This window comes from Streptomyces sp. NBC_00102 (assembly GCF_026343115.1).
In the GTDB taxonomy this organism is placed as follows: Bacteria; Actinomycetota; Actinomycetes; order Streptomycetales; family Streptomycetaceae; genus Streptomyces.
Genome location: NZ_JAPEMC010000001.1, coordinates 247,805 through 273,075, shown reverse-complemented (window position 1 = coordinate 273,075; position 25,271 = coordinate 247,805). Strand labels below are relative to the sequence as shown.

The following is a 25,271-nucleotide window of genomic DNA, read 5'->3' as shown; positions in this document are numbered from 1 at the left end:
GGGAGGGTGCGCGGTGGTGGCGGGCAGGCGCACACGGCGGAGCGCTCGTGCTCGGAGGCGGGGACTACTTCGGTGCAGGTGCTGCGGCCGGGGTGCGGGGCGTGCCGGTCGGCGAGCTGGGTGCGGGCCTCGGAGAGCTCGGTGCGGACGATGCGAACGTGTACGTCGGCGAGGTAGCGCAGGCGTTGAGCGATGTGGGGGCGACTGCCGTGTTGAGCCCGTCGTGGAACTCGGCGGCGGCGGTGAGGATGTTCTCCAGCGCGGCGAGGACGCCGTCGTGGGCGGCGGTCAGCTCGGTCAGTGCCTCGGCGGCTTCGTCGGTGGTGGTGGCCTCACGGATGCGCTCGGCGACGTCGTCGACGGAGGCGCCCACGGGCAGGTAGCTGGCCGGACGCGAGTCGGTGTCGAAGTCCGCGTCGCAGTCCACGTGGTACCCGGCCGTTCGCAGGCGGGCGACCGCGGCGGTGGCGAGGGAGGACTCGTCGGGCTCGGCCATGCCGGGTGGGGACACGGTGGTACGTCTCGTGGACGCGGACGACGGCGATGAAGCCCGCACGCTGGAGGATGCTGTGCGCCTCGGGGTCGCCGCCCCGGGCGAGGAGTTCGTCGGACTGAGGGTCGCGGCGGATGGTCAGGAAGCGGTCGGTGCGCGGCAGAGGCGTTCCTCCGGGGGTGAGGGGTGGGCGACGACCGTGCGGTCCGTCGGGCCCTCACGGGTCACCCGCCGATCCAGTGTTTCTTCGAGTGGGCGTGGCGGGGTGCGGGTCCGCCCGCGCGGACCGGGGGTCACCGGCCGTTCCGGACGTCGGCGGTATGCACGAGCTGCCCCAAGGCGGTGACGGTGTACCAGCCGAAGTCGATCAGCTCGGTGCGACCGGCGACCCGTGCCAGGAGGGTGTCCTCCATGGCCCGCAGGTGGATCAGGCAGTCCGGGCAACTGCGGGAGAGGTGCACGAGGTACCGGGGGTGGGCGGTGACGTAGGACTGGACGCCGCCGGTGGGATCTCGCAGCCGCCATCCGTCTTCGTCGGTCGGGGTGTGCCAGGACGGGGCGACGATCCGCATCGCGTCACCCCACAGCTCCCCACCGGCCACTCCCTTCAGGATGACGACGGTGTCACCGGCCTGGAAGTGGGTGTGGGTGATGTCCCGGTCGGGGGTGAGCGGGTCGGGTGTCGACGCGAAGGCCGAAGGGGGAGGGGGTTGGGACATGAGTTCCTTCCGCACGACTGCTGGCGGGGTGGGAGCATCAATACTCCGGAGGAATCCCGGTTTGGCCAACCGGCGCTTCCCAGCTATGTTGCCCCGGCTCGGCGGTGGGTCCGGTGGTCAATTCGCGCCGTAGAGGGCAGCTGCAATCGCTGCGCGCATCTCGGCCGCACTGCTGTACCGGTTCTTGGGATCACGCTCAAGGGCTCGCATAATGATCGTCTGATAAGTCGCAGGCATGGCGGGCTGGATCTCGCCTGGCGGTGTGGGAGGACCGGCGTGCTTCAGTGACGCCATCTTGCCGATATGGCTGGCGAGGAATGGCGGCTGTCCGGTGCAGAGTTGGTAGAACACCACTCCGGTGCTGTAAATGTCGGCTGCAACGGTGGGAAGCTGGCCGAGGAGGCTTTCTGGTGCCATGTAAAGGAACGTGCCCACCATGGTTCCGTCGCCTCGGTGCAGGGGGCCTTGTTCCCCTTCTGCGATGACGTGGGATACCCCGAAGTCGAGGATTTTGATCCTGCCGTTCGGCGTCAGCATGATGTTGCCCGGCTTGACGTCGCAGTGGACCACCCCCCGTTGATGGGCGGCGTCTAGGCCGAGAAGCACGTCATGCACGACTTCTGCGGCCTGATCCGGTGACAGCGGCCCCTCCCTGATCGCCGTCGACAGATCGGTTCCAGGGACCAGCTCCATGACGAAGAACCGCCCAGCCTTGCCCTCGACCACGTCGTGGATTGCGGCCACATTCGGGTGGTTCAGCGCCGCTGCGACCCGCACCTCGGACCAGAAGACCTGTCTAATGAAGGGCTCGTCGCCTCCGTGAATTTCGATCGACTTCAACGCGACCCGTCTGTCGAGGAGACGGTCATAGGCGACAGATACGGTTCCCATGCCTCCCCTCCCGAGGGTAGAGAGGATCTCGTACCGCTCGCCGACAGAGTCCGGCTCCGTCCGCTGGCCGGCCTCGCTCGGCTTCGCGGGAGGCCGACTGCTTCGTGGGTCAGACGGCTGCGGGTACAACCGCTTGGCCAACGCCCGGAGATGAGTCCCGGGCATCGGACGTGGCGCAGCCACGGAGATGTGCGGCCGGAAGGCGGGGTTGTGCGCGATGATCAGAGCGCCGGAGGTGTCGGTGCCTGTGCGGTCAGGTGTGGGGCGGCCCCGGGCTGCCAAGGCGGCCTTGACGTGAGCATAAGCGGCGTCCACGCTGATTTCCGGAGGACCGCCCGCGATGCCGTGAGTGAGCACGTCGAGTAGTTCACCAGTAAAGGCGGTGTAGGTTTCGCCGACGGGTGCGAGCGCGGGCAGGTCATGGCGCGCGGAGCTGATGACCACTGCTCCAGACGTTGCCACTTGCACACGGAGCGCGTCGGCCGCGTCTGTCATGAGGCCGTGAGCTTGTCCGCTGAAGCAACTGTCGAGGATCACCATGCGGCGTTGCGCCCGGGTCTGAATAAGCACGGACTTCAGCCATGAGTAGGGCAGGCAGGTCCATGGCCGGTCTTGTCGGGAGCCGGTGACCGACACCGAATACCGCAGTTCGTCATCGAGATGGCCATGTCCGCTGTAGTAGACGAGGAGGGTGTCCCTGGCTTCGGCGGCTGCTCGTTGAACGGGGTCGATGAGTTCGGATGGCTGGCAGGGGTCGGTGACGACTGTGCAGTGCTCCGAGGATAGGCCCCAACCTTGCGGTGAGGTAAAGAATTCGGCGAGCGCCGCGAGGTTGTTCCGAATGGCCGGGAGAGGCGGCAGATGGTCGTACTCCGCGACGCCTATCAGGACCACCCGTGAGGAATCCGGGCGGGGGAGCGGCATCAGACGATTACTCGTTCTCCAGTGCCTGCGCGATCCGAGCAACCTCAGCTGGATCCCCGGAACCCACCGTCACGCGCGTGCCGTTGCGCTCGATGGTGACAACCGGCGTCGACGGACGGGTCCGCCGCCAGGCACAGATCGTCAACACCAGGCTGGCCGTCGAAAAACCTGACTGGGCGACCAGCGCAATGACGTCCAGGGCCGTACCCATCTCGCCTTCGGCGGGCTTCGTCGGCTGGAGAGCGATGGTCGCCTCGGTCCGAGTTGCCGTGTCCTGGCGCAGCCACTGGGCGAGTTGACGTAGATCCCGTCCCGGCGAGTCCCCGCCCACAGAAATGTGGTACATCGACATCCTTAGGCCCCCCTGATCTGCCGTCAAGCACGGCTGCGAACCGGTGGCCCATCATAGGTCCGGGCGGACTTCGGGGCCGAAGCGGGGTTGATGCAGGTCGGCAGGTGGTGGTTCGCCCGCTTCGCCACCTCGTGTCAGCGGAACGGGTTCTCCGCGCAGCGGTCGTCCTCGCCTGCTGCTTCTAGGAGTTCGACCAGGTCAGCGCCTTCGGCCTCACGCTGGTCGATCCACCATCTGGCACGGGTGACGGAACGGGCCTGCTCCTCCAGCTCCGCCCAGTCCGCTTCGTCCCACGTACCCTCGACCACGAGCGCGGTGTGCCCCGCCGTCATCAGCTGATGACGGGAGCGCTCGCCCCACCCGAGAGCCTTCTCGGGCCCCTCCAGCTCCGGCATGTCGAACTGCTTCGCCCATACGGCGGCTGCCTCCTGCTCCGCGGCCCGCTTGGCCGCGAGCCACTCCTCCTTCGACTCGGAGTCGGTGTCGCGCTTCGCCTTCCAGCAGACGGAGCAGTCCTTCGACGCCAGCCACCGGGCAAAGCCCGCACGCTGGTCGGCAGGACGATGGGAAAGATCGTGGTCCACGCGGTGGAAGCAGGCGTGATCCACGGTCCAATGCGTGGGCACCCCCGGGGAACTGCGCTTGGGCGTTACGTGTGAGATCGGGCTGGTATGGGGCTTCAAATCGGTACCTCTCGTTGGCGGTTGGGGCGGTGGCCCGCGTCGTTGCGAGGGGTCGTGCATCAGATGCACGACCCACGCAGCGGACCGAGGTGGCGAGCGGGACGCTTCAGCGGCCCTTCGCTGCGCGAGGTGTGGCGGAGGCAGGCGCGGGTGGTATCGAGGGCAGGCCGGAGCCGGTGGTGTGGAGCGCACGACCGGGAGCCTCGGAACGGCGGCGTGAGGGAGCGGGCGCCACCTTGGACGCAGAGTCCCGTAGTTCGATGGCCACTACTTCGAGGATCTCGTCGGCTGCCTCCCAGCAGCCGGAAATTACCTCGGTGGCCTGTTGGCGAGCTCGCTCCAGGTTCAACGGGCTGTCGCGGCGCGCGGGGTGGGCGGTGAAGAGGTAGTGCGAGATCTCCGTGTGCATGCGGCCGAGCTCTGTCAGCGCCTCACCCAGCGGGGCGAGGGCGGTGCTGTACGCCTGGAGCGCCGCCTTCGCCGGGGCGTCGGACATGAGATTGGACAAGCAGTGCTTGATCTGGGCGCTCACGGCGGTGGTGATGCCGACCAGATCGTCGACTCGTGCGGAGACGGCGTCCACGGCCGGGATTGCAGGCGGTGGGGGCAGGGTCCGCAGCTGGAACCGGAGGCGCTCGACCTGGCCGGCCATGTCGTAGAGGGCGAGCGCGTGGGCGGTGCTGGACAGGATGATCTCCTTGGCGGCGTACGGCGGTGCGGAACCGTGTGGGCGGGAGGCCGGGTTAGGCATGTCGGTGGCGGGCGGTCGTGCCGGGGAGGGGAGGAGGTGTGGGCGGCGCGGCGTCCACGGCCGGACGCGCGCGGACGCGCGGCACGGGGGTGCGGTGCGGGGGCAGCACGGCGACGGTCGCGCCCAGCTCCTCGGCCGCCTGTTCGACCTCAATGGTGAGGAACTCGATCTGCCGGCCCAGCACCGAGAGGCGGGCAGCTATCTGGTGGCCCTTCGCGGTCTCCAGAGCAGTGGCGAACTGGCTGCTGGTCTCCAGGAGTTCCTGCAGCCGGACCATGGGCCCGGCGACGAAGCCGCGCTGGACGGCGCCGAGGAGAGCGTTGGCCGCGTCACCGGCACTGCGGCCTTCGACGACGTCCCGGATGAGATCCTGCACGGACAACTCCGGTGCAGATACTGGGCGGTTGAACCGCGAGATGTCCGCGCGCAGCACGCCGGGCGGGACCGGAGCGGGCAGAGCCTTGCCCGCTTCCAGCTCGTGGGCGTAGTGCCCGATCACCTGCCAGCCCGGTAGCCCCGGGTCGCCGCGCAGCGCGACCACCGTGGAGGCGTCGTCTTCGACCAGGTACGCGAGGGTGATCGGCTGGCCGTCCGCGGCGTACCACGACTCGGTCAGCTCCAGTTCGCCGCGGCGCTGCGCGGCCTGGGCCATCTCGGTCCACATCTGCTGTTCCTCGGCGGTCAGCGGAGCCTTGTGGTGCTGGCCGTCGAGCTGGTCGGCGAGGTTGCTAGGGATGGGGCCGTGGTCCGCCCACGCGGTGAGGTGCGGCCACAGGGCCGCGTGCTGAGCACGTTCGTCCCGGGAGCCGGGGGCGGCAGGCCGGTCGAGGGCCCGGCGGATTTCGGCGGCAGAGGTGGCCAAAGCGTCCAGGACGGTCCGCCACCCGAGAAGGTGCCGGGCCGGCGGCAGTTCGTCGAGTGCGAGGCGGGCGGCGGTGAGGAGGGCCTCGGCGTGCGGGGCGAGGTGGGTGGAGTACGCCTCGACCGCCGCCGTGTCGCGATGGGTGCGAGCGGCGGCTTCGGCGCCCACGTGGACGGTGCGGCCGTAGCGGTCGCGTGTCGCGTCGAGCGCGGCCTCGGTCTCGCAGTCGATGACCGCCATTCTCAAGCGGAAGTTGCGTGCGGCGTTGGCCAGTTCGGAGGGGGCCTGCGCGGAGGTATCGGGAGCCGGACCGTTGGACGCCGTCATCTGGGCCGCCTGCCGACTGAGGTCGTCGCGTGTGCGGTCGGTGCGGAGGTGGTCTTCGGAGTGACCGGCGGTGGTATCGCCGGTGAGGTGACGGGCGGTGCAGAGGGCTGCGTCGTGCGGCGGGCGGCGGCCTGGGCGAGACGGCTGCGGCGCTCCAGGGAACCGATGGGCCGTGCGGGGCGCGGCGGGCCGTTCGTGAGGGACGGGTCGAGCTGGATGTCGGCCCGTACGGCGTAGCCGTGCTGGCGCAGGTCGTGGACGGCCTGGCGGGTGCGACGCACTCCGTCGCGCCCGGGCTCGATGAGTCGGTACAGGCCGGGCTCTGTGGGAACGGGCTCGAACTGCTCGCGTTCCAGATACCAGTGGCCCAGATGGGCGGGCAGGGCCGTGGTGACCGAAGCGACGAAGCCGTGTTTTTCGTGGTCGCCGAAGACGAAGTGGGGGCCGGGCTGCAAGGGGGCGGGGTTCTCCTCGGGGCGTGGGGCAGAGGTGTCAGGGGCGCCGACGGGCGGTGGGGTGCGAGGTGCTGGTCTTTGCCGGTGCTGCGGCGGGAGCGCTCCGAGGCCGACTTCCGCGCCGTGACCGGAGGGCGGGTGGGGCGTCGAGGGAGGACCAGGCTGCCGGGTGGTCGTTGAAGGGGGTGCGCGGGTCGAGGGACCAGCTCACGACGGGGCCGATGTCCTCGTGCAGGAGGCTGATCACCTCGATGCCCTCCGTGTGCAGGACGTAGCCCCACTGCATCCCCTGTTCGTCGGCAGTCGTGTCGGTGACGGACATGCGGACCGGTGGGGAGCCGTCCGGGGTGACCAGGTGGTCGAGGGTGCGGCTGGGCCAGTGCTCGCCGCCGGTCAGCGTGTTCACCAGGGCGGGCGGGGCGCCGTCCAGGAGGTCGGTGCCGAGCTCGGCCCAGCCGACGGCCACGTCGTCGATGAGGTACTGGGACATGGCCTCGATGTTGCGGTCGAACTTGTACTGATAGGCGGCCAGGAGCAGGGGGAGGTGGTGGCTGGGCACCCCGTCGAGCTGGACTTGGATGCCCGTATATCCCGTACCGGTGGTCGGGCGGGCGATGAAGGAGTGAGTGGACAGGGGAGTCTCCAGAGCGAGCGGGATTCAGCGGGAGCGGCTGGGCGCTGTCGTCGCCGATGCCGGTGGAAGGGCCGCGGTGGGGGGCGTGACCGGGGCCGAGTGGCGTTCGGGCCGGGCCGCTGCGTTGGCGAGCACTGCCTGCAGGGCCTGCTCGTAGCGGGGCAGCACCCGCCGGGCGACGTGAGCCGCCGCCCGGGCGGGATCCGCGGGTACGGCGATGCCGTCGGGTTCCTCAACGCCCTCGAAGTGGCGCGGTTCCAGGCGCGTATCGGCGGGTTCGAGCGGTGCGACGACGAACTGGAGCGGATGGAGGGGACGGTCGGTGACGTACAGCCGCTGGTTGTCCGGCCCGTGGAGCACGGCGTCGTGGTGGAGGTCGTACTGGTTGACGATGTGGTCGACGTGGCCGGCGTCCCAGAGCTGCTCGGTCAGGGGCCACTGGTCGGCGTACTGCGCGTATCGGTGGTAGTCGCTGGTCCAGACGCCGGGCAGGCGGTCGGCGAGGGCGGTGGCGAACGCGGCGAGGTCGGTGCGGGGCGAGGTCATGGGGTCCTTGGGCTGGCGGCGGGCGCGGTGTCAGCGTGTGTGTCGCGGCGGCGCCGGCGGGAGGTCTCGCGGTGGAAAGGACGGTGCACGGGATGGAGCGGAGCGCATCCGGGGCGCGGGCCGGGGCGGGGTGAGGGCCCGCATCCGGTCCTCGGCCGCGTGCAGAACCTCTCCGAGCGTGCGGATCTCGGCGGCGGCGTCGGCCAGGTCGTACGACAGGTCGAACCCGTCGTCCTGCTCCGCTTCCTTCGCCTTCTCGCCGGCTGCTTCGAAGAACTCGCCGAGCTGCGCGAGCAGTCCGTCGGTGGGTTCCAGAATTTGGTGCAGCAGGGCGGCGGCATCCTTGTGTGATGCGGTGCCGTTGAGCTGGTCGGTCAGATCACGCAGTGCGTCGCCGTAGAGGTAGACGGGGCCACGGTCTGGCGGGCCGGGGACGTCCCGGGTCGTGGGCATCGACTCGGTGGGGTGCACGCGGGGGCTTTCGTGGAGCACGGCGGGATGGGGGAGTAGGCCGAGCTGGGCGAGGCGCTGGTAGACGGCCTCGACCAAGGGCTGAACGTTTCCGCCGTGCCGGGCTTCGGGACGCGGGCGAGCGCCGGGGTCGTCGGTGGGGGAGGAGTCGTAGAGGACCTCGAACAGTGTCTGGTCGTCGGGGTGCTGCCGGGTCGCGATCCAGCCCTCGGGATCTCCGGGCGGCCGGTCGGAGGGCGGTTCCTGCGGCGGACCGATGATCAGGTAGCTGTTGTCGGGGAGCGATGCGCGCACGATGTAGGCGCTGAGGCCGAACTCGATGTCACAGGGGAGCCCGCAGGCTCGCAGCGGCGTGGTGATGTGTGCGTGGCGGCGCCACAGCTCCTGCCACCACGGCGTGTTCACGTCGCGGTGGTCGGGAAGCGGCGCGAGCGGATACGAGCGGGCGTGAGCGGCGTTCGTCTCGTCAGCGGCCACGGCTCCTCCTGCGGGACGCCGGACGGTGGGGTGGAGGCGTTCGGTGAGCGAGGTCGTCTTCCGGCTGTGACACCGGACCGAGGCCGCATTCGTGCTCTTCGCAGGCGGTGTTCAGGTCGCGTTCCATCTGTGCTTCGCGATCAGCGGCCTGTGCCACGAAGACATCGTGTTCGGCTTCGCTGAGGTGAGGGGGGCGGTTCAGAGCGTTCCTTGGAGAGATGGGTGGATGGGGGTCTTCGGCGAGCGCGGTCAGCGGTGGCGACCGCCCGGTGCGGGCGGCGGTGGTGCCGGTCGGTCTCCTTGAAGGGTGAGCGTCCCGAGGAAGCGTTGGAAGCCGAGGTGATCGTCGAGTTCCTTGGCCGCGTCACGAAGGGATTTCGAGCCGCGCCGGAGGTAGGCGCGGGCCGTGGCGTGGTTGAGCACCATGCTGTTTTCGAGGTAGTGCCGGTTGGTGGGGCCGGTGGTCCGGGACAGGGACAGGGCGCTTTCGGCGGTCTCGGAGAACTGCGATGCGGCGTGGAGCGACATGGTTACGGCCGTGGTGAGGTGCTTCAGTACGGTGTGGCCGGCGCGGGTGGTGTGGTGGGGGCTCCGGGCGAAGTCGGCCGTCAGCCGGAGGACATCGTGGGAGAGGGCCTGTGCGTCGGTGGCGTGCTGGAACAGTTCGGTGAAGGAGGGCGCGGCCAGTACGTGTCCGCTCTCGTCGAGGAGCGTCCACTGGTGGGCGGCGTCGTGCAGTCTGTCCTTGAGCGAGTTCAGTTCGCCGATCAGGTCGAGGGCGTCGGCGCGCGGGATCAGGTCGCGTTGGAAGTCGGCGTTCATGGGTCTCCGGGGGTCAGTGCATCCGGGCGTCGGTATCGAAGAGCGCCAGCTCCTGGCTGTGCAGGTGATGTTGGACAATGAAGCTTCTACCTGCGACTTTCCACAGGCCGCGTCCTCGGTTGAGGTGCGCGACGGCGTCCATCTCGACCGATGTCAGTCCGAGCAGGGAGGCTGCGGCGGGGAGCTGGTCGGCTTCCTGGCGGTAGATGATCCGGGTGCTGCAGTCGGCGAGGAGTCCTTCGGCCAGGGCCCGGCCCCGTGATCCGGCGTCGCCGGCGGTGAGCAGGTCGCTGAGCCGGTGGATGACCATCACGTTGGCGATGCCGAGACCGCGGCTCAGTTTCCACTGGGCCTGCATCCGCTGGAGCAGGCCGACGTGGCGCATCAGCCTCCATGCCTCGTCGTAGACGATCCAGCGGCGCCCGCCGTCGGGGTCGGAGAGGGCGGATTCCATCCAGGCGGACGCACAGGTCATGGCGAGGACGAGAGCGGTGTCGTCTCCGCTGCCGCCGAGACTGGACAGGTCGATGGTGAGCATCGGTGAAGCCGGGTCGACGTTGACGGTGGAGGGGGCGTCGAACATGCCCGCCAGGTCGCCGTGGATCAGACGGCGCATCGCGTGAGCCAAGTCGCGTGCCGCGTCTCCGAGCTGGCCTGGGGTGATCCCGGCGGCTTCGTCGAGTGCCGGCGGGTTGTTGAGGGTGGAGGCGATGTCGCCGAGGAGCGGGGTGCGGTGCATGTCGGCGGCCCGGGTGACGACGGTGTCGAGGGCGACGTCCAGGGCCGTGTGCTCCATGGGCATGAGGTCTCGGCCCAGGACTGTACGGGCGAGCGAGCCGAGCAGGAGCAGGCGGCGTTTGCGGACCTCGCCGACCCAGTCGGCCTCGGACACGCTCTTTGGCCGCGGTGCGGCGTCCAGGGGGTTCAGGCGTCCGGGCAGTCCGGGCCCCAGGGCGATGGAATGGCCGCCGAGGGCTTCGGCGACCGGCGTCCACTCGCCCTTCGGGTCGCAGGGGACGTAGACGCGGTATCCGAAGGCGACCGACCGCAGCGCGAGGGACTTTGCGAGGGCGCTCTTGCCTTGGCCGATCACGCCGGCGAGCAGCATGTTGGGGTTCGTGAATCCTTCGACGCGGCCGTACAGCGCGAACGGATCGAACACGAAACTCGCTTGTGCGTGGACGTCGCGGCCGATGTAGATGCCTTCGGCGCCGAGTCCACCCTCGGCGAGGAAGCAATAGCATCCGGCCGCGACCGCGGTGGTCATGCGGTGGGCGGGCAACTTCAGCCGGTTCCCGCGAGCGGAGGCGGGGCCGGGGCGTCCGGTCGTCGGGTGGAGCGGGGCGGGCATCTGCAGTTCGACGGGTGTGCTCTCGCCACGGAAGGTGCTGGCGTCGGCACGGGCTTTGACGGTGGCCTCGGCGAGCTGACGGCGGGCGGCCTTGCGGCCGGCACGGTCGGTGGAGTGGGGGGTGAACAGCGGGCTGGCGGAAGCGCGACGGGCGCGACGGTCGGGCCGGTGGTTCATCGGTGGCCCTCGATTCTTCGGGTGGTGCTCATCGCACGCAGGCCGTGGTGTGCGGGCGGAGGTCGGTGGGGGTGGTCGTGCGGCGGACGGTGTGCCCGGCGGCGAGGTGGCGCTGGCAGATCGTCAGCACGGGTGGTCCCTCGGGAAGCCGCTCCGGGCGGCAGGTACCCGTTTCGGCGTCGGGCTGGGGTGTGCCGGGCGTCAGGTGGAAGGCGGCGTGGACTTCGCTGGTGGCCTGCCAGAGCCTGGTGCGGGCGGTGGCCAGGTGACGCCCGGCGGCCGGGTGCCGGGGCCGGGTGGTGTCGGCAAGCCGGTCCAGCAGCTGGAGCAGGGCGGTGAGATGGGCGTGCAGCACATCCAGGTGCGCACGGTCTCCGAGGGTGGGCGGATCCGCGTCCGGTGGTGTGAGGGAGCGGGTGTGGTGGCGGATGCCGGCGCTCGCGGCGCGGAGGTAGGGGTGCGCGTCCGTGGGGCGTGTGGGAGAAGTCAAAGGTGGGGGTCCTTCTGCCGGTGGGCAGGGTGTTGAGGGTGTTTCCTCGCGGGCGAAGCGGAATACGCGGGGTCGGGTGCGGCTGGTTCACAGGGCGGTGCGAGCGAGCGGAAGCGCGCTGAGGGTGAAGCCGTCCGGCTGCTGGTAGTTGAGCCGCCGCAGGTCGATGCCGGAGGCGACGGCGTGGGTCTCGATCTGTGCGCAGGCGGCGTCCAGGAGGGCGTCGGTCTCGGCGGTGACGGTGATCAGACCGGTCAGCGCGACGTCGGAGTGGCCGGCCATGAGCTGGCGTTCGCGGGCCTTGACGTCGGCGTACTCGATGGAGTCCTCTTCGGAATCGACCTGTCCCCGGCGGGCGCGCTCGTTGGCGTCGGCGATGATCGCGGCCTTCTTGCGCTGGACGTCCCGCAGCGCGGCTTCCAGCCCCTGCGGCACGTAGATGAGGGAGAGACTGCGACGCACGCTGGCCGTGAACATGATTCCGTGCAGGAACCCCGCCCCCGTCTCGATCCGCGGCCAGTTCTCCACCCAGTACGTCGCGTGCCGCGCGCTGTCGGTGGCGAGGCGGTCGTACTCCTCGACCTGGACGACCGGACCGGCGCCGGCAGGATCCGCCTCCGCGCGGCCGGTGTCGGACCACTGCTGGAGGGCTGCGAGCGCCTTCGGGTCGTACGCGGTACGGATGACGGCGGCGATCTCTCGCGCGCTCAGCCAGCCGGTGACCTGGAGACCTGCGTTGCGGGCGGCCTGGGCGACGGAGGCGGTGATCTGCTCCATGACGGTGAAGGCACCGGGCAATCCTCCGCCGGCCTGGCTGATCAGGCGCCGGGCGGCCTTGAGGTCGAGGGAGACGGCGAGGTAGGTCTCGTGCGGAGCGGCGGCGGGTCCGGCCGAGGCGACCAGCTCGGAGTAGATCTGCCCGGCGACCGGGGTCTGGGGCTGCCCGCGGTGGGTCCAGTGGCGGGTCAGGCCGTCGCCGCTGTCGGGGACGGTGCGCTCCAGCACCTGAACGCTGGAGATGTGTCCGGTGCGGGCGATACCGGCGAGGGCGCGTCCCCAACTGCTCACGTGCTGGTTCTGGGTGGCGGGGTCGAGGAGCGCGAAGGCCCGGCTGGTGACGCGGGCGACGGTCGTCAGGGTCTGCCGATGCGGGTCGTGAACAGCCGAAGCCTGGCTGGCGGAGTCGCCAGGAGTGACAACCCTGAGGGAAGCGGCGGTGCCGGGCAGATGCAGGAGGCCGTCCTGCCGGGGCCGGGTGACGGGCCGGGCGAGCCAGAGGGTCTGGCCGGTGCGGCGGCGGTGCGCGTACCGGAGGACGATCGGCGCCCAGTCGATGAGGGAGCGACCGTGCCGGCGGATCGCCACGAGCACACCGGACACGGCCCACAACGGCGTCAGGGCTACGGCACCGAGCAGTCCGGTGGAGATCACCGTCATCAACAGCAACGCCAGCGTGCAGGAAACGAGGACGAGTTGGGGCAGGGAGAGGCCGAGGAGAACGCCGCGGCGCGACCGGTGCGGGAACTTCACCGTGACCGGTGCGGCGGAGAGATCAGTCATGGGGCGGGTCCTGGAGGCGCGGGTGGAACCCGGGGGCGGGAGGGAGCGTGCGCGTCCCGCCCCCGGGAATCGGGCAGGGGATCAGAGGCCAGTCGCAGACGGAGAGGATCCGCCTCCGTCGCTGGACGAAGCGTTCTGCGTGCCGGAGGACGGCGGTGCGCCCTGCGGCGGCGGAGTGGTCGGCGGGGTGGACAGCCATCCGCCGCTCTGCCCGGACGCGGCACTCGTACCGGATCCGGTCGAGCCCGGGCTGCCTCCCACCTGACCGCTGGTGTCGTCGGACACACTGGTCGGAGCGGGCTGGACGGCCTTGTCCAGACCGGACTTGAGGGCGTCGCCGCCGGGCGAAGCACCCGTTCGGCCCTGCTGTCCTCCCTCGGCTTCTCCGTGTCCACCGGTCGGGTTGGCGGCGATGTCGCCGGGGAAGCCGCCGTCGGGGCCCTGCGGTGCGGCGCCCGCTCCGGCAGCGGCGCCACCGGTTCCGGCGGTGGCCACGGCAGCGGTTGCCTTGCGGGCCGCCTTCTCGGCGTGGGCCTTCGCGATCTGCGCTCCGGCGCCGCCGGCCCGGTGGATGGATTCGCCGTCGGTACCTTCGGCCGCCCAGTGCACGAACTTGAACACCGCGTACGGGCACAACAACACCATGACCATGATCACGATCCCGGACATGACGTCCGCGAGGGCGGCGATGCCGTCCTTGGCCTCGGTCTCACCCATGGCGGCGATGCCGAGCACGAAGATCACGGCCATCAGCAGCTTGCTGGCGATCAGGGTGGCGGTCGCTTCGATCCAGCCCCTACGCCAGCGCCGGGCGACTTCCCAGCCGCCTCCGGCGGAAGCGAATACAGCGAGGCTGACCAGCACGAGGATGCCGACCTTGCGGACCATCATCATGCACCAGAACAAGAAGGCGCCGATGGCGGCGCCCAGCCCGGCGACCACCGACGCGAGCCACCCGAGTCCGGACAGCGAAGCGATCTGGTTGACCTTCACGACACGGCGCACTGCTGACTCGATGTCCAGATGCGCGCTCTTGAGCAGGCCGTCGGAGACGGCGTCGACAACGTCGATGGCCACGGTGGTCAAGGCGATGGCGCAGAAGGCGAACAGGACGCCGCTCGCGGTGCCGGTGAAGGCTTGTGTCAACGCCTGTCCGTCGCGCCGGACGGCGGCGCGAACCAGCTGTGCGCAGAACGTGGCGACCAACAAGCAGAGGCCCAGTGGCAGCAGCGTCTCGTAGTTGCTGACGAACCAGTCTGCGTTCAGATCCACGTTCGTGGTGGCGTCGACCGCTGAAGCGGCCAAATCCGCTGCAGCAGCTGCCAGTTCACCGGCCGATCTCGCCATCCAGTCCCCGATGGCCTTGCCGGGATTCGAGGCGAAGTCCACCGCGTCACCAACCGTGCACAAATTGTCGGCGAGGGGCAAATCACAAAAACCCAAAGGGAGTTAAGCCTCCTTTCGTGTCTCAGGCGCGGGTCACTGCGTGACGTTCGGAGCGATGGCCGACAGGGTGCAGTCGTGGTTCGGCCGGCACTGGACAGCCAGAGTTACGGCCCGCTCCTCTGCCCCTCCGCCGCCGCCCTTCTGCCAGCTGAGCGTCTGCTTGCCGTTGACGGTGACGATGAAGACGTACGCCTCGGTGATCGCGGACGGGTCGTCCGCCAGGGCCTCCTTGAACGCGGAGGGGTAGTGGCCTTCGCTGACGGCGGCGGTGGCGTACTGGTCCTGGTCGGTCATCCGCGACCACAGCACGGGGTCAGGCACCTGGCCGGAGACCGAGGCCCAGTCGGTGTACTTGGTCTTGGTGGTCATCCAGGCGCGCATGCCTGCGAGTTGCTGGTCGCGGGTGGTGGTACGGGTGTCGTAGGACCACAGCATCTGGGCCGCTGCCTTGGCGTAGGCGACCGGCTCGGCGACCTGCGGCGGCGCGGGCACCGACCCGGCTCCGGAGGACGGGCTCGGTGCAGCATCGGAGAAGGACGGGCTGCCGGTCGGGAGCGCGGACGCCGCAGCGTCCGGAGCCTGCTGACTGTTCTTGCCGCCGGTCAGCACGGCGACGATCGCGGCGATGGCGAGGAGGACGGCGACGGCCGTGATGACGATCGCAATGCGACGGTTGGCCGACCAGCCAGAGCCGTACGCGGACAGCGAGAGGAAGGGGAATCGCTTCTGCATCAGTGGACCTGCGAGCCGAGGTCGGAGAAGAACGTCACCAGGCCGTTCGCGGCACCGAGCCCGAGGGCGGCACCGGCGGAGACCACGGCGCCCTTCTTCCCGTTGGCCTCGGCTTGGTGGCCACCGGTGTGGTGGCCCCAGGCCCAGACGCCGAGCGAGACGGCGAGGGCGCCGACGACGGCGATGATCCCGAACAAGTTGATGCTGGCGACGACGTTCTTCAGCACGCTCAGCCCGGGAAGGCCGCCGCCCTTGGGCGAGATTCCTGGGTCGTAGGCGAGCTGGATGACGCGGTCTGCGAGGGGGACGGACATGGGGGTGGTGGGGCTCCTTGCGTACGCGGCCCAGTGCGGGCCGGCGGGGAAGGCGGAAGCGGGGAGGGGTGCGAGGGGTGCCGACTCGGCCGAGGGGCCGGGCCGACCAGGATGGGTGGGGTCAGAGGACGCGGCGGGCGGCGAGGACCGTCCAGTCCTTGATCGGGGTGATCCGGACAGGCTTGGTGGTGCGCGGCGCCTCGATGACGAGGCCCTCACCCATGTACATGCCGACGTGCTCGGGCCGAGCGGCGTTGCCCTCGCTGAAGATCAGGTCGCCGGGCCGGAGTTTCGACGGATCCACTGCCTTGCCTTCGTGCACCTGCGTGTACGTGGTGCGCGTGAGCGTGATCCCGGCGTGCGCGTACGCCTGCTGCACCAGGCTGGAGCAGTCGCATCGGCCCATGGGGTCGGGGCCGTGCGCGTTCGTGCAGGACCCGCCCCACTGGTAGAGCGTGCCGAGCTGCTGCATCGCCCAGGTGAGGGCCGTGCGTGCTTTCGGATCGGTGCCCTGGGGGATCGAGTACCCCTTCGGGACGCTTCCTTCGGGGATGCGGCCGAACGCGGAGCCGTCCTGCGTGCAGGTCGGATCGGTCGGCAGCTTCGCGTGCTCACCGTCGTCGGCCGCGTCCGTGGCGCCGGGGAAGGTCTTGGCGATCGCGGCCTGGAGCGCGGTGGCCAGCTTGTCCCACTGCGCGTACGCGTCCGGCAGGCCGGATCGTTGCACGGCCTGGGCGGCTTGGGTGACGGTCATCTGCTGCCAGCCGTCGACCGCGAGCAGGTGCTTGTAGAACTGCTTGCTTGCGTAGGTGGGGTCGCGGATCTGCTGGGCGCTGCCCCAGCCTTGGGAAGGGCGTTGCTGGAAGAGGCCGAGGGAGTCCCGGTCGCCGTAGGCGAGGTTGCGCAGCCGGCTTTCCTGCATCGCCGTGGCGAGCGCGATGATCTGCCCCTTCGCGGGGACATCGAGGGAGAGTCCGGCGGCCACGATCGTCTGGGCGTTGGGCACCTGTTCGGCGGGCAGGTCCAGCCCTTCGACGTGCACGTCCGTGGCGGACGCGCCGTCCAGGATCTTGGTGACCTGTTCGGCGACCTTGTCGCTGTCGAGGGTGGACAGGCAGCTGGTGGACGAGCTGGTGCTCTGCACGGCGTCGGCCGAGGAGGCGAGAACCATGCCGGTGCCGGCGATCAGGATCGGGGAGAGGAAGACGACGCCGATGACCGCGGCGAGCCCCTTCAAGCCGGGCGGACCGCTTGCCCGTCAGCATGGTCTGGCAGGGGTGGGTAGTGCGTCGTCATAAGCGTGTCCTCCGGGGGTGCGGTGTCCGGCGTGCCGCGTGCGCGGGGCTTTTCGGAAGGGCGCGGCAGTCGGGGTGGGCGAGCAGGGGAAGGGCGGTGCGGGGCGAGTTGCTGCTCGCTCCGCATGGCCGCGGGATCTAGGTGTGCCGACGCAGGGGATACCTCCGTGCGACGTGGTGGGGGAGCCGCCGGCGGCGACGTGCGTCAGGCGGTTCCAAAACAGTAGGCCCACATCGGCGGTTGACCAAAAAGTCGGCGCGGGGTGCCGGTAACCGATACCCCAGTACGGCACTTCTTGGTCGTCGGCGGTTTCGCCCTTACAGTTTTTGAACTCCCCCTCACCTCCTCGGTCTGCGGCCCCGGGCTTCTGTATGCCCACCTCCGGCCCGCGAGGATCTGCGCGAGGCGGATGTCTCTCTCCGTGTTCCCACACCCGAATTGGGGTTTCTCATTGCCTTTCTCCCTGCACCAGGGCGACGCGCTGGCCGTTCTCTCCGGTCTTCCGGCTGGTTGCGTCGATTCCGTCATCACCGATCCGCCGTACAACTCCGGCGGCCGGACTGCTAAGGAGCGCACTTCCCGCTCCGCGAAGCAGAAGTACACCTCCGCCGACTCCAAGAACGACCTTGCCGACTTCACCGGCGAGAACATGGACCAGCGCAGTTACGGCTTCTGGCTGACGCAGATCATGACCGAAGCGCACCGGCTGACGAAAACCGGCGGGACCGCGCTCCTGTTCACCGACTGGCGTCAGCTCCCCACCACCACGGACGCGATCCAGGCCGCCGGCTGGCTGTGGCGCGGTGTCCTGGCCTGGCACAAGCCCCAGGCCAGGCCCCAGAAGGGCCGTTTCACCCAGAACTGTGAATTCATCGTCTGGGCGAGCAAGGGGCCGATCGACGCCTCCCTCAATCCGGTCTATCTGCCGGGAATGTACTCGGCTTCTCAGCCCTCGGGAGCGAAGCGTCAGCACATCACGCAGAAGCCGGTCCAGGTGATGCGCGAGCTGGTCAAGATCAGCCCTGATGGCGGGACGGTCCTCGACTTCTGCTCCGGTTCCGGCTCCACGGGAGTGGCTGCCCTGCTGGAAGGCAGGGACTTCATCGGCGTGGAGAAGACCGAGCACTACGCGTCGATCGCGACCGATCGGCTCACCGAAACGATGCGCGCAACCCTCACGCAGGACGACGTGGTTCTCACCGCCTGACTTCTCCCACCGCCCTCAAGGCGACCAGGCATTACGCGGAGCCGTCTGCCCAATTCTGTCGCAACGCCGTGCGACAAGTCGGCGGCGCCGCACGAAGACCTCGAAATTCCCTCATCTCGCTCCTGTAGGAGGCCGAACTTCTCCATGCCCGAACCCGAAAAGCCAGCCACAGATGAAGTGTTGGAGCCGATTCGCCTTCAGGATCAGCACCTGGAGGGAATCGAGGCGAGCGTGCGCCGGCTCATGGAGCAGTCGGCCCAGCAGGCTCAGCAGATCGACCACCTCGCCTCCGCCCCCGCACCGGGTGGATCGCCGTTCGCCGCGTTCGGGATGCCGGGGTTCGGGGGCCCGCCGACGGCCGCTCCACCGGAACCCCGCCCGATCCTGGAACTGGACGGCGACGAGCGCGAGGACGAACTCGATGCTCTGTCCGACTGGGTCGATGACCACTTGCTCCCGGTCTACGGGGCCGAGGTCACCACCGCGGCGCCTTGGTGCCTGCAGTGGCAGGAGCATGACGATGTCGTGGCCTGGCTCCACGCCCTGTGGCTCGCCTACCAGCAGCACCGGGACCCCGAGGCAGGGCTCTCGGGGATGGCGGTCTGGCACCGTGACTTCCTCACCCACACCGTCGCGGCCGTTCGCGCACCGGGTGGCCCGCTGTCGGCCTGCATGACCTCGCCCGACCGGCCCGCACACCGGGTGCTAGCCGGTCCGCCTCCGTCCGTCCGGACGGAGACGGCCGCTGCGGCACAAGCAGCCGAGCCCGCCGAGCCGGCGCCGTGAGCGGGGGACAGGGACAGCCCGCCTTCGGACTGAGCTTCGACCCGCGCGCGCTCACCGACCTCCTCCAGGCTCCCAGCGACATTCGCGATCTCACCCTTGTCTACCTGCAGGAGCTCGTGAACGCGGAGCGCTTCGGGCTGCGTCTCGATGGCGACCTGGAAGGCTTCAGGAAGCTGTTCGTGGACGCCCGCAGGGAGTGGCGTGTCATCTACGGCGTCCGCCCGGCGCCTGCGGAATGCGCCCACCGCAAGGAGATCCACGTCGTCGCGGTCCGGCCACGGGCGGGCAACGACGTCTACGACGAGGTCGGGCGCCGCCTGGGCCTGGCCCGCCGGCCGCTGAGTGCCCGCACCCACGCGGCACGCTCCCGTTCCCCGCAGCTGGCCGCCCGCGCGCCCGTTCCCCGGCCCGGTCCGACGCCCACCGCCGTGCCGGGCCCGCCCAGGTCCGCGCCGAACCTCGCCCGCCACCCGATTCGCTGAACGCCCGGAGCGTCGACCATGCCTCCCGACCCCGCACCGACACCCGCCCGGCGTGCGGTCTCTCCGCTCGACCACCGTCTCGAAGCCGCCACCGGGCACGACCTCGACACTCTGTGGGCCTACCGCGACCGCGGGGTCCTCGATGAGCAGCACACCGTGCTGGTCGACCGGCACCGGCACCTGGCCCAAGCCCAGACCGGCGTCGTCTTCTTCCTGCGCCTGCTCAACCGGCTCTCCAGCGGCGAGTTCGACATCGATACCGCTTTGTTCGCGCGCATCGACCGCACCGTGGACCAGCTGGAGGAGGCGGCCGACGCCCGGGACGCAGCCGCCCAAGAGGTGCTCCTCGCCCTGGAGCCCATCGAAGCCGCAGCAACCTCCCAAGCCCCCGACACGAGGGAGCTCTCGACGGGCGATCAGGCGGCACTTCTCGCCATCGCCGGCGGGGCCAAGCTCTACGAACACCTGCTGACCGGCCGCATGTCCGTCACCGCCGCCTCCGGCACCCGCATCCCCCACGCCGAGCTGCGGCGGCTGGAGGACGCCGGGCTGGTCACCCGGGACACCACCCACCCCGTACACGCCGGCCAGCCGGTCACGCTCACCGACGCCGGACGGGCGGCGCTGTTCGCCTCCCGCCGTGCCCCGTCGACGCAGGCACCGAAGGCCCCGGCTCGCCCCGGAGCGTCCCCGTCAACTGCTACGCGTCGGCGCTGAATTCCCCCGAAAGGTCACTTGTTGTCTCTCACCGAACCGAAGCCGGTCCGGAAACCTCTCCCTCAGGTCGACTTCCGTCTCGACGGCCTCGACGCCGACGAGGGGCGGAACCTCGACTTCTACCGCTGGGTCGGCAGCGGCGAGGACATGTTCGTCCCCCTCGCCGAACACCACGACGGGCCGGCCAGCTACTACGTCCTGTTCGACCGCGCCGCGACGTACGGGATCCCAGGCGAGCCCCAAATGCTCGCCGTGCACCTGCAACGGGACTACGAAGAGGCGACGTTCAGCTTCGAGCAGACGCCGCTGCCGCTTCCCTCGATGGCACAGTCCTGGCTCGTCCACCGCGGCTGCCCGCCCGAGGCCATTGCTCTTGACCCCGAGCTGGGCCCGCCGCCGGCGGACGACGCCACGCGAGCGCTGGAGCGACGCCTCGCCGGTGACGGCGACCACTACGCCATGGGCTACTCCTACACCCACGACGACCCGGACGACATGGTCACCGTCGTGGCACTGCGGGCCCTGGACGAAGGCGCCCCGTCGCCGTTCCGCGTCGTGGTCGAAGAGGTCGACACCGACACCTGGACGCACACCCTGCGCGAGGGCGGCTTCGACACGGTCGACGAGGCCCTGCAGTGGTGCTCCGACCGGCTCACTGGCGAGGCGGGCCCTCTCCCGCCAGTCCGTCAGGCAGGCGCCGCCGTCCGGCCGGCTGGTGTGGCGAAGGCCCCCGCCGCGCGCCCGCCCGGCCGTTCGCGGTGAGCGCCCAGCCCGAGGCGGGGACGGAACATACCCGGTGATCGCCGGTTAGCCAAACCGGCGATTCTGCGGACTCTTATACAGCCGGTGCGACAACACCCCGGCGTCCTTCCCCCGCAATCCGCCATGACCTCACGGAGGTTTCTTCCGCATGCGCTCCACCCGAACTGCTGTCACCGCGGCTGTGCTTGGCGCTCTCGTTCTGCCGGTGCTGGGCGCCGGCACCGCCAGCGCGGCGACGCCCGACGTCGTACCCGCGAGTAGCTGCTCGTCCCAGCCGCCCCTGCCGTACACCGTGCACACCACGGCCGTGATCATTCGGTCCAGGGCCAGCGCGACGTCCACGGCGCTCGGCGTGCTCTACAAGGCCCACACGTTCAGCGTGTCCAAGAAGAGCGGCAACTGGGTCTACATCACGGACAAGACGACCGGCGTCACGGGCTGGGTCTCCGGTACCTACGTCTACCGCGACGCGCGTATGTGCCTGGACTGAGCGGACTTCAGCGCATACCGGCACACGGCCAGTCCGCCGAATGCGGGACCCCCCTCATCTTTCCAGTGCACCGGCCCAGCGAGAACAGGAGATATCCCATGTCCGACGGCATGTCCGAGGATTTCGCGGACGTCGTGGGCGTGCTCACCGAACGGATCGAAGCGCGCTTCGACATGAAGGTGGCCCAGCTGACAACCGCGGTCGCCGCCGCACCGACCGCGAACCCGGACGCCACCGACATCGTCAAGTGGTACGACCTGCTGGTCGAGGCCCAGGGCCTGGTGGAACGCGCCGAGGAAGACCTCCTCGCCGCCCTGCAGACACAGCCCAGCGAGATCGACGACCCGGCGATGGACCTCGCCCACCGGGTGAACTCCGCCGTGACCACCCGCGACGGCCGCGCCATGGTGGTGCGATGGCTTCTCGAAGCCGGCACCCCGGGGCAGAAGGACCTCGCCGCCGAGCGCCTCGCCCGTCTTCGGTCCCGCACCGGCCCGGCCGTCCAGACCAGCGCCCCCCAACGGCCCGCAGCCACCACCGCACCGACGTCGGCGTGGCGCCCGGCAAGGGCCACCCGATGACCCGCGACAAGTCCAGCACCCTGGACACCGACCTGCAGAAAGCCTTCGGTCAACCAGTGTCGGAGCTGTACGAGACGGCCGTCGATCCGGACGCACCGCCCGCGCTCGCCCGGGCCCTGGAGCTGCGCTCCTTCCTCGCGCTCACCGAGGAACAGGTCGCCCGCGTCCGCGACCGCGTCCACGCCGACACGGATCCGGAACGCGACATGAGCGAACTGTCGGCGGACAAGCTCCGCTTCGACGCGCAGTGGCTGAACGCGGCGCTCGACGCCCGCGACGGCTACCGCGCCGCCCTCGACGCACTGCTGCGCACCATGCCGCCGCCCGCTGAGCAGGCCCGGCCCGTCCGAACGGCACAGCTCAAGGCCACCGCAACGCTGCCCCCGTCCGCCGCCCCGGCACCCCCGCGTGCCGGGGCGGCCCGGGCCCGCCGACCGTAAGAGCCCCCGCTTGCCCCACCCCACGTCCACCGACATCGCCGGACGTATCGAGGCCCTGTACGGCGCACCGCTCACCGACCTCGAAGTCCACGCCCAGAACCTGCCGCCCGGCATGCTCTCCGCCCTGCTCGGCATGCGTAACGCCCTCGCCCTCGCCGAGCGCAGCATCGACGTCCACCGCGATCACCTCGCCCGGCTCATCCACCCCGATCGGCAGATCGGCCCGCACGAGGTCGCTCACCTCCTCGACGCGACCCGCCGGCTCGCCGAAGCCGTCGCCGTCCGGGAAGTCCAGGCCACATCGGTCACCGCCGTCCTGCAGAGCCTCGCCCCGGCCCCTGCTCCGAGCGCGGCCACACCGCTTCCCGCGCCGCCTGCTCCGGCTCCGCCTCCCGCTGTGCCGATTCCTGCGCGCAGCCGCTGACTCGCAGGCGATTCCCCTTCATCATCCAGGAGTTCCTCCCCTTGGCCATCACCGCTCTGCCCCCTGGCACCGACGCCGACATCGCCCGGGTCACCGAGGCCCTCGCCATGATCACTCCGCGCTGGAACACGAGGATCCTCCTGGCCCTCTCCGGCCCGCCGCAGCGCTACAGCGAGGTGGCGGCCAAGGTGTCCTGGCTGCAGGCCGGCCAACTTCACCCGAAGATCAAAGCGCTGTGCGACGCCGGACTCGTCGTCCGGTCCGAACACACCGCGCGGCACGTGACCTACGGCCACACCGAACGAGGTGCCGCTCTGCTGCCGGTCCTGCCGATGATCGTCACCTGGGCCGAGGAGTACCTGGAGCAGCCGGACCGCCCGCTGTCCGCGATCGAGCAGATCGAGGACAGCCTCACCCTGCTCACCCGGCGCCACGCAGCCGCCATCCTGTGGGTGCTCAAGTCCCGTCAGGAGGCAAGCGGTCGGGCTCTGGCCCGGATCGTGATGCCCACCACCGACTGGACCAACATCTACCCGCCGCTGCGGCAGCTCACCGCCGACGGTCTCGTCGACACCGACGGCCTGGGCCAGCCCTACCGGCTGTCCGCGTCCGGCCACGGCCTGGGCCCCGTGCTCGGCGCCCTGTCCGCGTGGTCCGCCGGCCAGCCCCTTGACCACGCAGCCCAGCACCCGGTCTGGGGGCACCCGCAGGCGAAGACCGCACCGAGGCCGTGGATCAGCAGCCAGTCCCGGCCCGCCCCCACCGCACTCCCACCCACTCGGACACCCACTCGGTCCGTCCAGCCCTCCCCGGCCTGGCACAACAAGGACCTCTTCTCGCACCGTACGACCGTCCGCCCGGCGGCAGCCATTCCGGCGGGAGGCCCGCGCCGATGAGCACCCCTCTTATCTCCGACGAAGCGCAGCGCACTGTCGACCTGCTCGCCTCCCGTCCATTGGTCCGCCTCGTTACCGAGATCGACGACAACGGCGCCATACCGCCCCGCCGGATGACCGCCACCCTGACCGACCTCTCCACGCACCACCTGCGCAGCGCATCCGACACGGCCCGCGCATACGGCCTCATCCGGATCGCCCCCGGCGCCGGGCTCGAACTGACCCAGGCAGGGTTGGAGTTGGTCGACCTGTACGACGCGATGGCCCACTGGGCCCGAGGCCATGCCGTGCCAGCGCCCGTATGCGCGTTCACCAGCCGCATCCGGGCTGTCCTCGGCCTGCTGGCGCCGTCGCTCGCCACCGGTGCGCACGTCGCGGGAGCAGACGAGGGCCTGGCACGCCTCCGCTCGCTCCTGATCCAGTGGCTGGCCGACAACCCCCAGGTGGCCCGGGCGGCCGAACCCGAGCAGGCCGCGTGAGCTACGCGGTCGCACCCCGGCACGCACGCCACACCAGCGGTCCGATGCGCAGCATCTACCTGCCGCGCACCGCCGACGCGTTGGCGCTCGCGATGTCCACCTACGGCATCCCGCTGCTCGTCCTGGCCACGACGCGCTCCGCCGCGCTGACGGGCGCCGCCTTCGCCCTGGAATGGATTCCGAGGCTCGCGGCGTTCGGGTGGGCCGGATCGCTCGTCGACCGCCGCGGCGCCGCGGTGGTCTTCCACCTGGCCTCCCTGGGCCGGGCCCTGGTCCTCGCCGCCGGCGCGGTCCTGCTGCACCTCCACCCGACCGGCACCGTGGCGGGCGCGACCGTGATGGTGCTGGCGGCCACCACCGGAGTGCTCACCGAGTTCAGCTACATCGCGGCCGAAACCGCAGGGGCCGCCGCCGGCCGCCGAGCAGGACCACGGGCCCACCGTGTCCAAGCCGTCTTGCTCGGCATCGACCAGACAGCGGCTCTGGCCGGACCGGCGCTCGCCGGAATGCTCCTGCTCACCGGACCCCCGTCGATGCTCGCGGTGACCACCGTGCTCTCGCTGCTCGCCGCGCTGCTCGCCCTGCGCACCCCGCCCTCGCCCGTGGCACCGGCCCGGGCGCCGAAGCATCAGGTCAGCGCCGGGCTCCTCACCGGATGGCGCACCATTCGCTCGCTCCCGGCACTCGGCTGGCTCGTGACCGGTTTGACCCTGTCCAACCTGGCCAGCGGCCTACTCCAGGCAGCCGGCCCCGTGATCGTCGTCCAGCACTTCGGGCAGTCCACCACCGCGGTGGGCCTCGTCTGGTCCGCCGCCGCCGCAGCGACCCTTCTCAGCGTCACGCTCTGCCGGTTCGCGCTCGACCGCTTCAGCCTGTGGCCGGTCGGCGCCGTCTGCGCCGCCCTCGCCTCGCTCGCCTGCCTGGCCGCCGCCCGGGCCCCCGACTACCGGTCCTACCTGGTCCTGGTCGCGGTGTTCATGGCAGGCGAAGGCGGCATGACGGTCGTCCTGCGCACCCTGCGATCCCGGCTAATCCCTCCGGAGAAGTTCGGCAGCACCCTGTCGGCGACCATCCTCATCCTCCTGCTGCCCTTCCCCGTCGCCGGCCTGCTCACCGCCCTCACCCCACCCGACGCCCTGGGCCACGTCATCACCGCCTGCGCCGCACTGCAGGCCCTCGGACTGCTCTGCGCCTTCACCCGCCTGCGCACCGACCCCGCCCTGTGCACCTGAAC

General features: G+C 70.3%; 31 protein-coding genes. 12 read left to right on the top strand and 19 right to left on the bottom strand.

Annotated elements, in window-relative coordinates; genetic code table 11:
• Window positions 1-64: 64 nt before the first annotated feature.
• From OHA55_RS01290 to OHA55_RS01200, 19 genes are all read right to left on the bottom strand, one after another.
• Complete coding sequence (locus tag OHA55_RS01290; RefSeq protein ID WP_266701947.1) at window positions 65-496, bottom strand: hypothetical protein; 432 nt, start codon at window positions 494-496, stop codon at window positions 65-67.
• 290 nt (window positions 497-786) lie between these two features.
• Complete coding sequence (locus tag OHA55_RS01285) at window positions 787-1,212, bottom strand: hypothetical protein (RefSeq protein ID WP_266701945.1); 426 nt, start codon at window positions 1,210-1,212, stop codon at window positions 787-789.
• A gap of 117 nt (window positions 1,213-1,329) precedes the next feature.
• A complete protein-coding gene (locus tag OHA55_RS01280; RefSeq protein ID WP_266701943.1) occupies window positions 1,330-3,027 on the bottom strand; it encodes a protein kinase in 1,698 nt (565 codons plus the stop codon).
• Window positions 3,028-3,034: 7 nt separating this feature from the next.
• Window positions 3,035-3,379, bottom strand: coding sequence for a hypothetical protein (locus tag OHA55_RS01275; RefSeq protein WP_266701941.1), 345 nt, complete (start codon window positions 3,377-3,379; stop codon window positions 3,035-3,037).
• 134 nt (window positions 3,380-3,513) lie between these two features.
• The gene (locus OHA55_RS01270; protein WP_266701939.1) at window positions 3,514-3,987 is read right to left on the bottom strand and encodes a hypothetical protein; all 474 of its coding nucleotides are present in this window, start codon (window positions 3,985-3,987) and stop codon (window positions 3,514-3,516) included.
• Window positions 3,988-4,168: 181 nt separating this feature from the next.
• The gene (locus OHA55_RS01265) at window positions 4,169-4,813 is read right to left on the bottom strand and encodes a hypothetical protein (RefSeq protein ID WP_266701937.1); all 645 of its coding nucleotides are present in this window, start codon (window positions 4,811-4,813) and stop codon (window positions 4,169-4,171) included.
• Complete coding sequence (locus tag OHA55_RS01260) at window positions 4,806-6,002, bottom strand: hypothetical protein (protein WP_266701935.1); 1,197 nt, start codon at window positions 6,000-6,002, stop codon at window positions 4,806-4,808. The genes OHA55_RS01265 and OHA55_RS01260 overlap by 8 nt, the downstream gene beginning before the upstream one ends.
• On the bottom strand, window positions 5,999-6,457 hold the full coding sequence (locus OHA55_RS01255) for a hypothetical protein (RefSeq protein ID WP_266701933.1): 459 nt from the start codon (window positions 6,455-6,457) through the stop codon (window positions 5,999-6,001). Before OHA55_RS01255 ends, OHA55_RS01260 begins: the two co-directional genes overlap by 4 nt.
• 37 nt (window positions 6,458-6,494) lie before the next feature.
• Window positions 6,495-7,016 carry a hypothetical protein gene (locus OHA55_RS01250; RefSeq protein ID WP_266701932.1) on the bottom strand — a complete coding sequence of 174 codons (522 nt, stop codon included), beginning with the start codon at window positions 7,014-7,016 and terminating at the stop codon, window positions 6,495-6,497.
• 99 nt (window positions 7,017-7,115) lie between these two features.
• Window positions 7,116-7,637 carry a hypothetical protein gene (locus OHA55_RS01245; protein ID WP_266701931.1) on the bottom strand — a complete coding sequence of 174 codons (522 nt, stop codon included), beginning with the start codon at window positions 7,635-7,637 and terminating at the stop codon, window positions 7,116-7,118.
• A 30-nt stretch (window positions 7,638-7,667) separates the two neighbouring features.
• On the bottom strand, window positions 7,668-8,585 hold the full coding sequence (locus tag OHA55_RS01240; protein WP_266701930.1) for a hypothetical protein: 918 nt from the start codon (window positions 8,583-8,585) through the stop codon (window positions 7,668-7,670).
• Between the two features lie 249 nt (window positions 8,586-8,834).
• Window positions 8,835-9,407, bottom strand: coding sequence for a hypothetical protein (locus OHA55_RS01235; protein WP_266701929.1), 573 nt, complete (start codon window positions 9,405-9,407; stop codon window positions 8,835-8,837).
• Between the two features lie 13 nt (window positions 9,408-9,420).
• The gene (locus tag OHA55_RS01230; RefSeq protein WP_266701928.1) at window positions 9,421-10,935 is read right to left on the bottom strand and encodes a VirB4 family type IV secretion system protein; all 1,515 of its coding nucleotides are present in this window, start codon (window positions 10,933-10,935) and stop codon (window positions 9,421-9,423) included.
• Between the two features lie 28 nt (window positions 10,936-10,963).
• Entirely contained in the window at window positions 10,964-11,425 is a 462-nt protein-coding gene (locus OHA55_RS01225) for a DUF6238 family protein (protein ID WP_266701927.1), read from the bottom strand.
• Window positions 11,426-11,512: 87 nt separating this feature from the next.
• Window positions 11,513-12,985, bottom strand: a complete 1,473-nt coding sequence (locus OHA55_RS01220; protein ID WP_266701925.1) for an SCO6880 family protein — start codon at window positions 12,983-12,985, stop codon at window positions 11,513-11,515.
• A gap of 81 nt (window positions 12,986-13,066) precedes the next feature.
• Complete coding sequence (locus OHA55_RS01215) at window positions 13,067-14,428, bottom strand: ATP-binding protein (RefSeq protein WP_266701923.1); 1,362 nt, start codon at window positions 14,426-14,428, stop codon at window positions 13,067-13,069.
• A 36-nt stretch (window positions 14,429-14,464) separates the two neighbouring features.
• Window positions 14,465-15,163 carry a hypothetical protein gene (locus OHA55_RS01210; protein WP_266701921.1) on the bottom strand — a complete coding sequence of 233 codons (699 nt, stop codon included), beginning with the start codon at window positions 15,161-15,163 and terminating at the stop codon, window positions 14,465-14,467.
• Window positions 15,163-15,477 carry a DUF6112 family protein gene (locus tag OHA55_RS01205; RefSeq protein ID WP_266701919.1) on the bottom strand — a complete coding sequence of 105 codons (315 nt, stop codon included), beginning with the start codon at window positions 15,475-15,477 and terminating at the stop codon, window positions 15,163-15,165. Before OHA55_RS01205 ends, OHA55_RS01210 begins: the two co-directional genes overlap by 1 nt.
• A gap of 121 nt (window positions 15,478-15,598) precedes the next feature.
• Entirely contained in the window at window positions 15,599-16,714 is a 1,116-nt protein-coding gene (locus OHA55_RS01200) for a C40 family peptidase (RefSeq protein ID WP_266701917.1), read from the bottom strand.
• A 510-nt stretch (window positions 16,715-17,224) separates the two neighbouring features.
• On the opposite strand from OHA55_RS01200, the gene OHA55_RS01195 reads away from it, so the two are divergent.
• From OHA55_RS01195 to OHA55_RS01140, 12 genes are all read left to right on the top strand, one after another.
• Window positions 17,225-17,980, top strand: coding sequence for a site-specific DNA-methyltransferase (locus tag OHA55_RS01195; RefSeq protein ID WP_266701915.1), 756 nt, complete (start codon window positions 17,225-17,227; stop codon window positions 17,978-17,980).
• Window positions 17,981-18,223: 243 nt separating this feature from the next.
• On the top strand, window positions 18,224-18,766 hold the full coding sequence (locus OHA55_RS01190) for a DUF4913 domain-containing protein (RefSeq protein WP_266710379.1): 543 nt from the start codon (window positions 18,224-18,226) through the stop codon (window positions 18,764-18,766).
• Window positions 18,763-19,248 (top strand): hypothetical protein, encoded by a 486-nt coding sequence (locus OHA55_RS01185; protein WP_266701913.1) that lies wholly within the window; start codon window positions 18,763-18,765, stop codon window positions 19,246-19,248. Before OHA55_RS01190 ends, OHA55_RS01185 begins: the two co-directional genes overlap by 4 nt.
• Before the next feature lie 18 nt (window positions 19,249-19,266).
• Window positions 19,267-19,965: a hypothetical protein gene (locus tag OHA55_RS01180; protein WP_266701911.1), complete on the top strand. Its 699-nt coding sequence runs from the start codon at window positions 19,267-19,269 to the stop codon at window positions 19,963-19,965.
• An 18-nt stretch (window positions 19,966-19,983) separates the two neighbouring features.
• Window positions 19,984-20,727 (top strand): hypothetical protein, encoded by a 744-nt coding sequence (locus tag OHA55_RS01175; RefSeq protein ID WP_266701909.1) that lies wholly within the window; start codon window positions 19,984-19,986, stop codon window positions 20,725-20,727.
• A gap of 148 nt (window positions 20,728-20,875) precedes the next feature.
• Window positions 20,876-21,217 (top strand): SH3 domain-containing protein, encoded by a 342-nt coding sequence (locus OHA55_RS01170; protein ID WP_266701907.1) that lies wholly within the window; start codon window positions 20,876-20,878, stop codon window positions 21,215-21,217.
• 98 nt (window positions 21,218-21,315) lie between these two features.
• Window positions 21,316-21,798 carry a hypothetical protein gene (locus OHA55_RS01165; protein ID WP_266701905.1) on the top strand — a complete coding sequence of 161 codons (483 nt, stop codon included), beginning with the start codon at window positions 21,316-21,318 and terminating at the stop codon, window positions 21,796-21,798.
• Window positions 21,795-22,238 (top strand): hypothetical protein, encoded by a 444-nt coding sequence (locus OHA55_RS01160; RefSeq protein ID WP_266701903.1) that lies wholly within the window; start codon window positions 21,795-21,797, stop codon window positions 22,236-22,238. The genes OHA55_RS01165 and OHA55_RS01160 overlap by 4 nt, the downstream gene beginning before the upstream one ends.
• 10 nt (window positions 22,239-22,248) lie before the next feature.
• On the top strand, window positions 22,249-22,662 hold the full coding sequence (locus OHA55_RS01155) for a hypothetical protein (RefSeq protein ID WP_266701902.1): 414 nt from the start codon (window positions 22,249-22,251) through the stop codon (window positions 22,660-22,662).
• A 41-nt stretch (window positions 22,663-22,703) separates the two neighbouring features.
• Window positions 22,704-23,558 (top strand): helix-turn-helix domain-containing protein, encoded by an 855-nt coding sequence (locus OHA55_RS01150; RefSeq protein WP_266701900.1) that lies wholly within the window; start codon window positions 22,704-22,706, stop codon window positions 23,556-23,558.
• Window positions 23,555-24,037 (top strand): regulator, encoded by a 483-nt coding sequence (locus OHA55_RS01145; RefSeq protein WP_266701898.1) that lies wholly within the window; start codon window positions 23,555-23,557, stop codon window positions 24,035-24,037. The genes OHA55_RS01150 and OHA55_RS01145 overlap by 4 nt, the downstream gene beginning before the upstream one ends.
• Window positions 24,034-25,269 (top strand): MFS transporter, encoded by a 1,236-nt coding sequence (locus OHA55_RS01140; protein WP_266701896.1) that lies wholly within the window; start codon window positions 24,034-24,036, stop codon window positions 25,267-25,269. Before OHA55_RS01145 ends, OHA55_RS01140 begins: the two co-directional genes overlap by 4 nt.
• Window positions 25,270-25,271: the final 2 nt, after the last annotated feature.

Excerpts from the sequence above, each read along its gene's own strand:
- OHA55_RS01145 (WP_266701898.1), top strand. The coding sequence starts at position 23,555 with ATGAGCACCCCTCTTATCTCCGACGAAGCGCAGCGCACTGTCGACCTG.
- OHA55_RS01275 (WP_266701941.1), bottom strand. The coding sequence starts at position 3,379 with ATGTCGATGTACCACATTTCTGTGGGCGGGGACTCGCCGGGACGGGAT.
- OHA55_RS01165 (WP_266701905.1), top strand. The coding sequence starts at position 21,316 with ATGTCCGACGGCATGTCCGAGGATTTCGCGGACGTCGTGGGCGTGCTC.
- OHA55_RS01190 (WP_266710379.1), top strand. The coding sequence starts at position 18,224 with ATGGAGCAGTCGGCCCAGCAGGCTCAGCAGATCGACCACCTCGCCTCC.
- OHA55_RS01285 (WP_266701945.1), bottom strand. The coding sequence starts at position 1,212 with ATGTCCCAACCCCCTCCCCCTTCGGCCTTCGCGTCGACACCCGACCCG.
- OHA55_RS01245 (WP_266701931.1), bottom strand. The coding sequence starts at position 7,637 with ATGACCTCGCCCCGCACCGACCTCGCCGCGTTCGCCACCGCCCTCGCC.
- OHA55_RS01160 (WP_266701903.1), top strand. The coding sequence starts at position 21,795 with ATGACCCGCGACAAGTCCAGCACCCTGGACACCGACCTGCAGAAAGCC.
- OHA55_RS01235 (WP_266701929.1), bottom strand. The coding sequence starts at position 9,407 with ATGAACGCCGACTTCCAACGCGACCTGATCCCGCGCGCCGACGCCCTC.
- OHA55_RS01290 (WP_266701947.1), bottom strand. The coding sequence starts at position 496 with ATGGCCGAGCCCGACGAGTCCTCCCTCGCCACCGCCGCGGTCGCCCGC.
- OHA55_RS01220 (WP_266701925.1), bottom strand. The coding sequence starts at position 12,985 with ATGACTGATCTCTCCGCCGCACCGGTCACGGTGAAGTTCCCGCACCGG.
- OHA55_RS01280 (WP_266701943.1), bottom strand. The coding sequence starts at position 3,027 with ATGCCGCTCCCCCGCCCGGATTCCTCACGGGTGGTCCTGATAGGCGTC.
- OHA55_RS01180 (WP_266701911.1), top strand. The coding sequence starts at position 19,267 with ATGCCTCCCGACCCCGCACCGACACCCGCCCGGCGTGCGGTCTCTCCG.
- OHA55_RS01260 (WP_266701935.1), bottom strand. The coding sequence starts at position 6,002 with ATGACGGCGTCCAACGGTCCGGCTCCCGATACCTCCGCGCAGGCCCCC.
- OHA55_RS01210 (WP_266701921.1), bottom strand. The coding sequence starts at position 15,163 with ATGCAGAAGCGATTCCCCTTCCTCTCGCTGTCCGCGTACGGCTCTGGC.
- OHA55_RS01230 (WP_266701928.1), bottom strand. The coding sequence starts at position 10,935 with ATGAACCACCGGCCCGACCGTCGCGCCCGTCGCGCTTCCGCCAGCCCG.
- OHA55_RS01265 (WP_266701937.1), bottom strand. The coding sequence starts at position 4,813 with ATGCCTAACCCGGCCTCCCGCCCACACGGTTCCGCACCGCCGTACGCC.
- OHA55_RS01170 (WP_266701907.1), top strand. The coding sequence starts at position 20,876 with ATGCGCTCCACCCGAACTGCTGTCACCGCGGCTGTGCTTGGCGCTCTC.
- OHA55_RS01205 (WP_266701919.1), bottom strand. The coding sequence starts at position 15,477 with ATGTCCGTCCCCCTCGCAGACCGCGTCATCCAGCTCGCCTACGACCCA.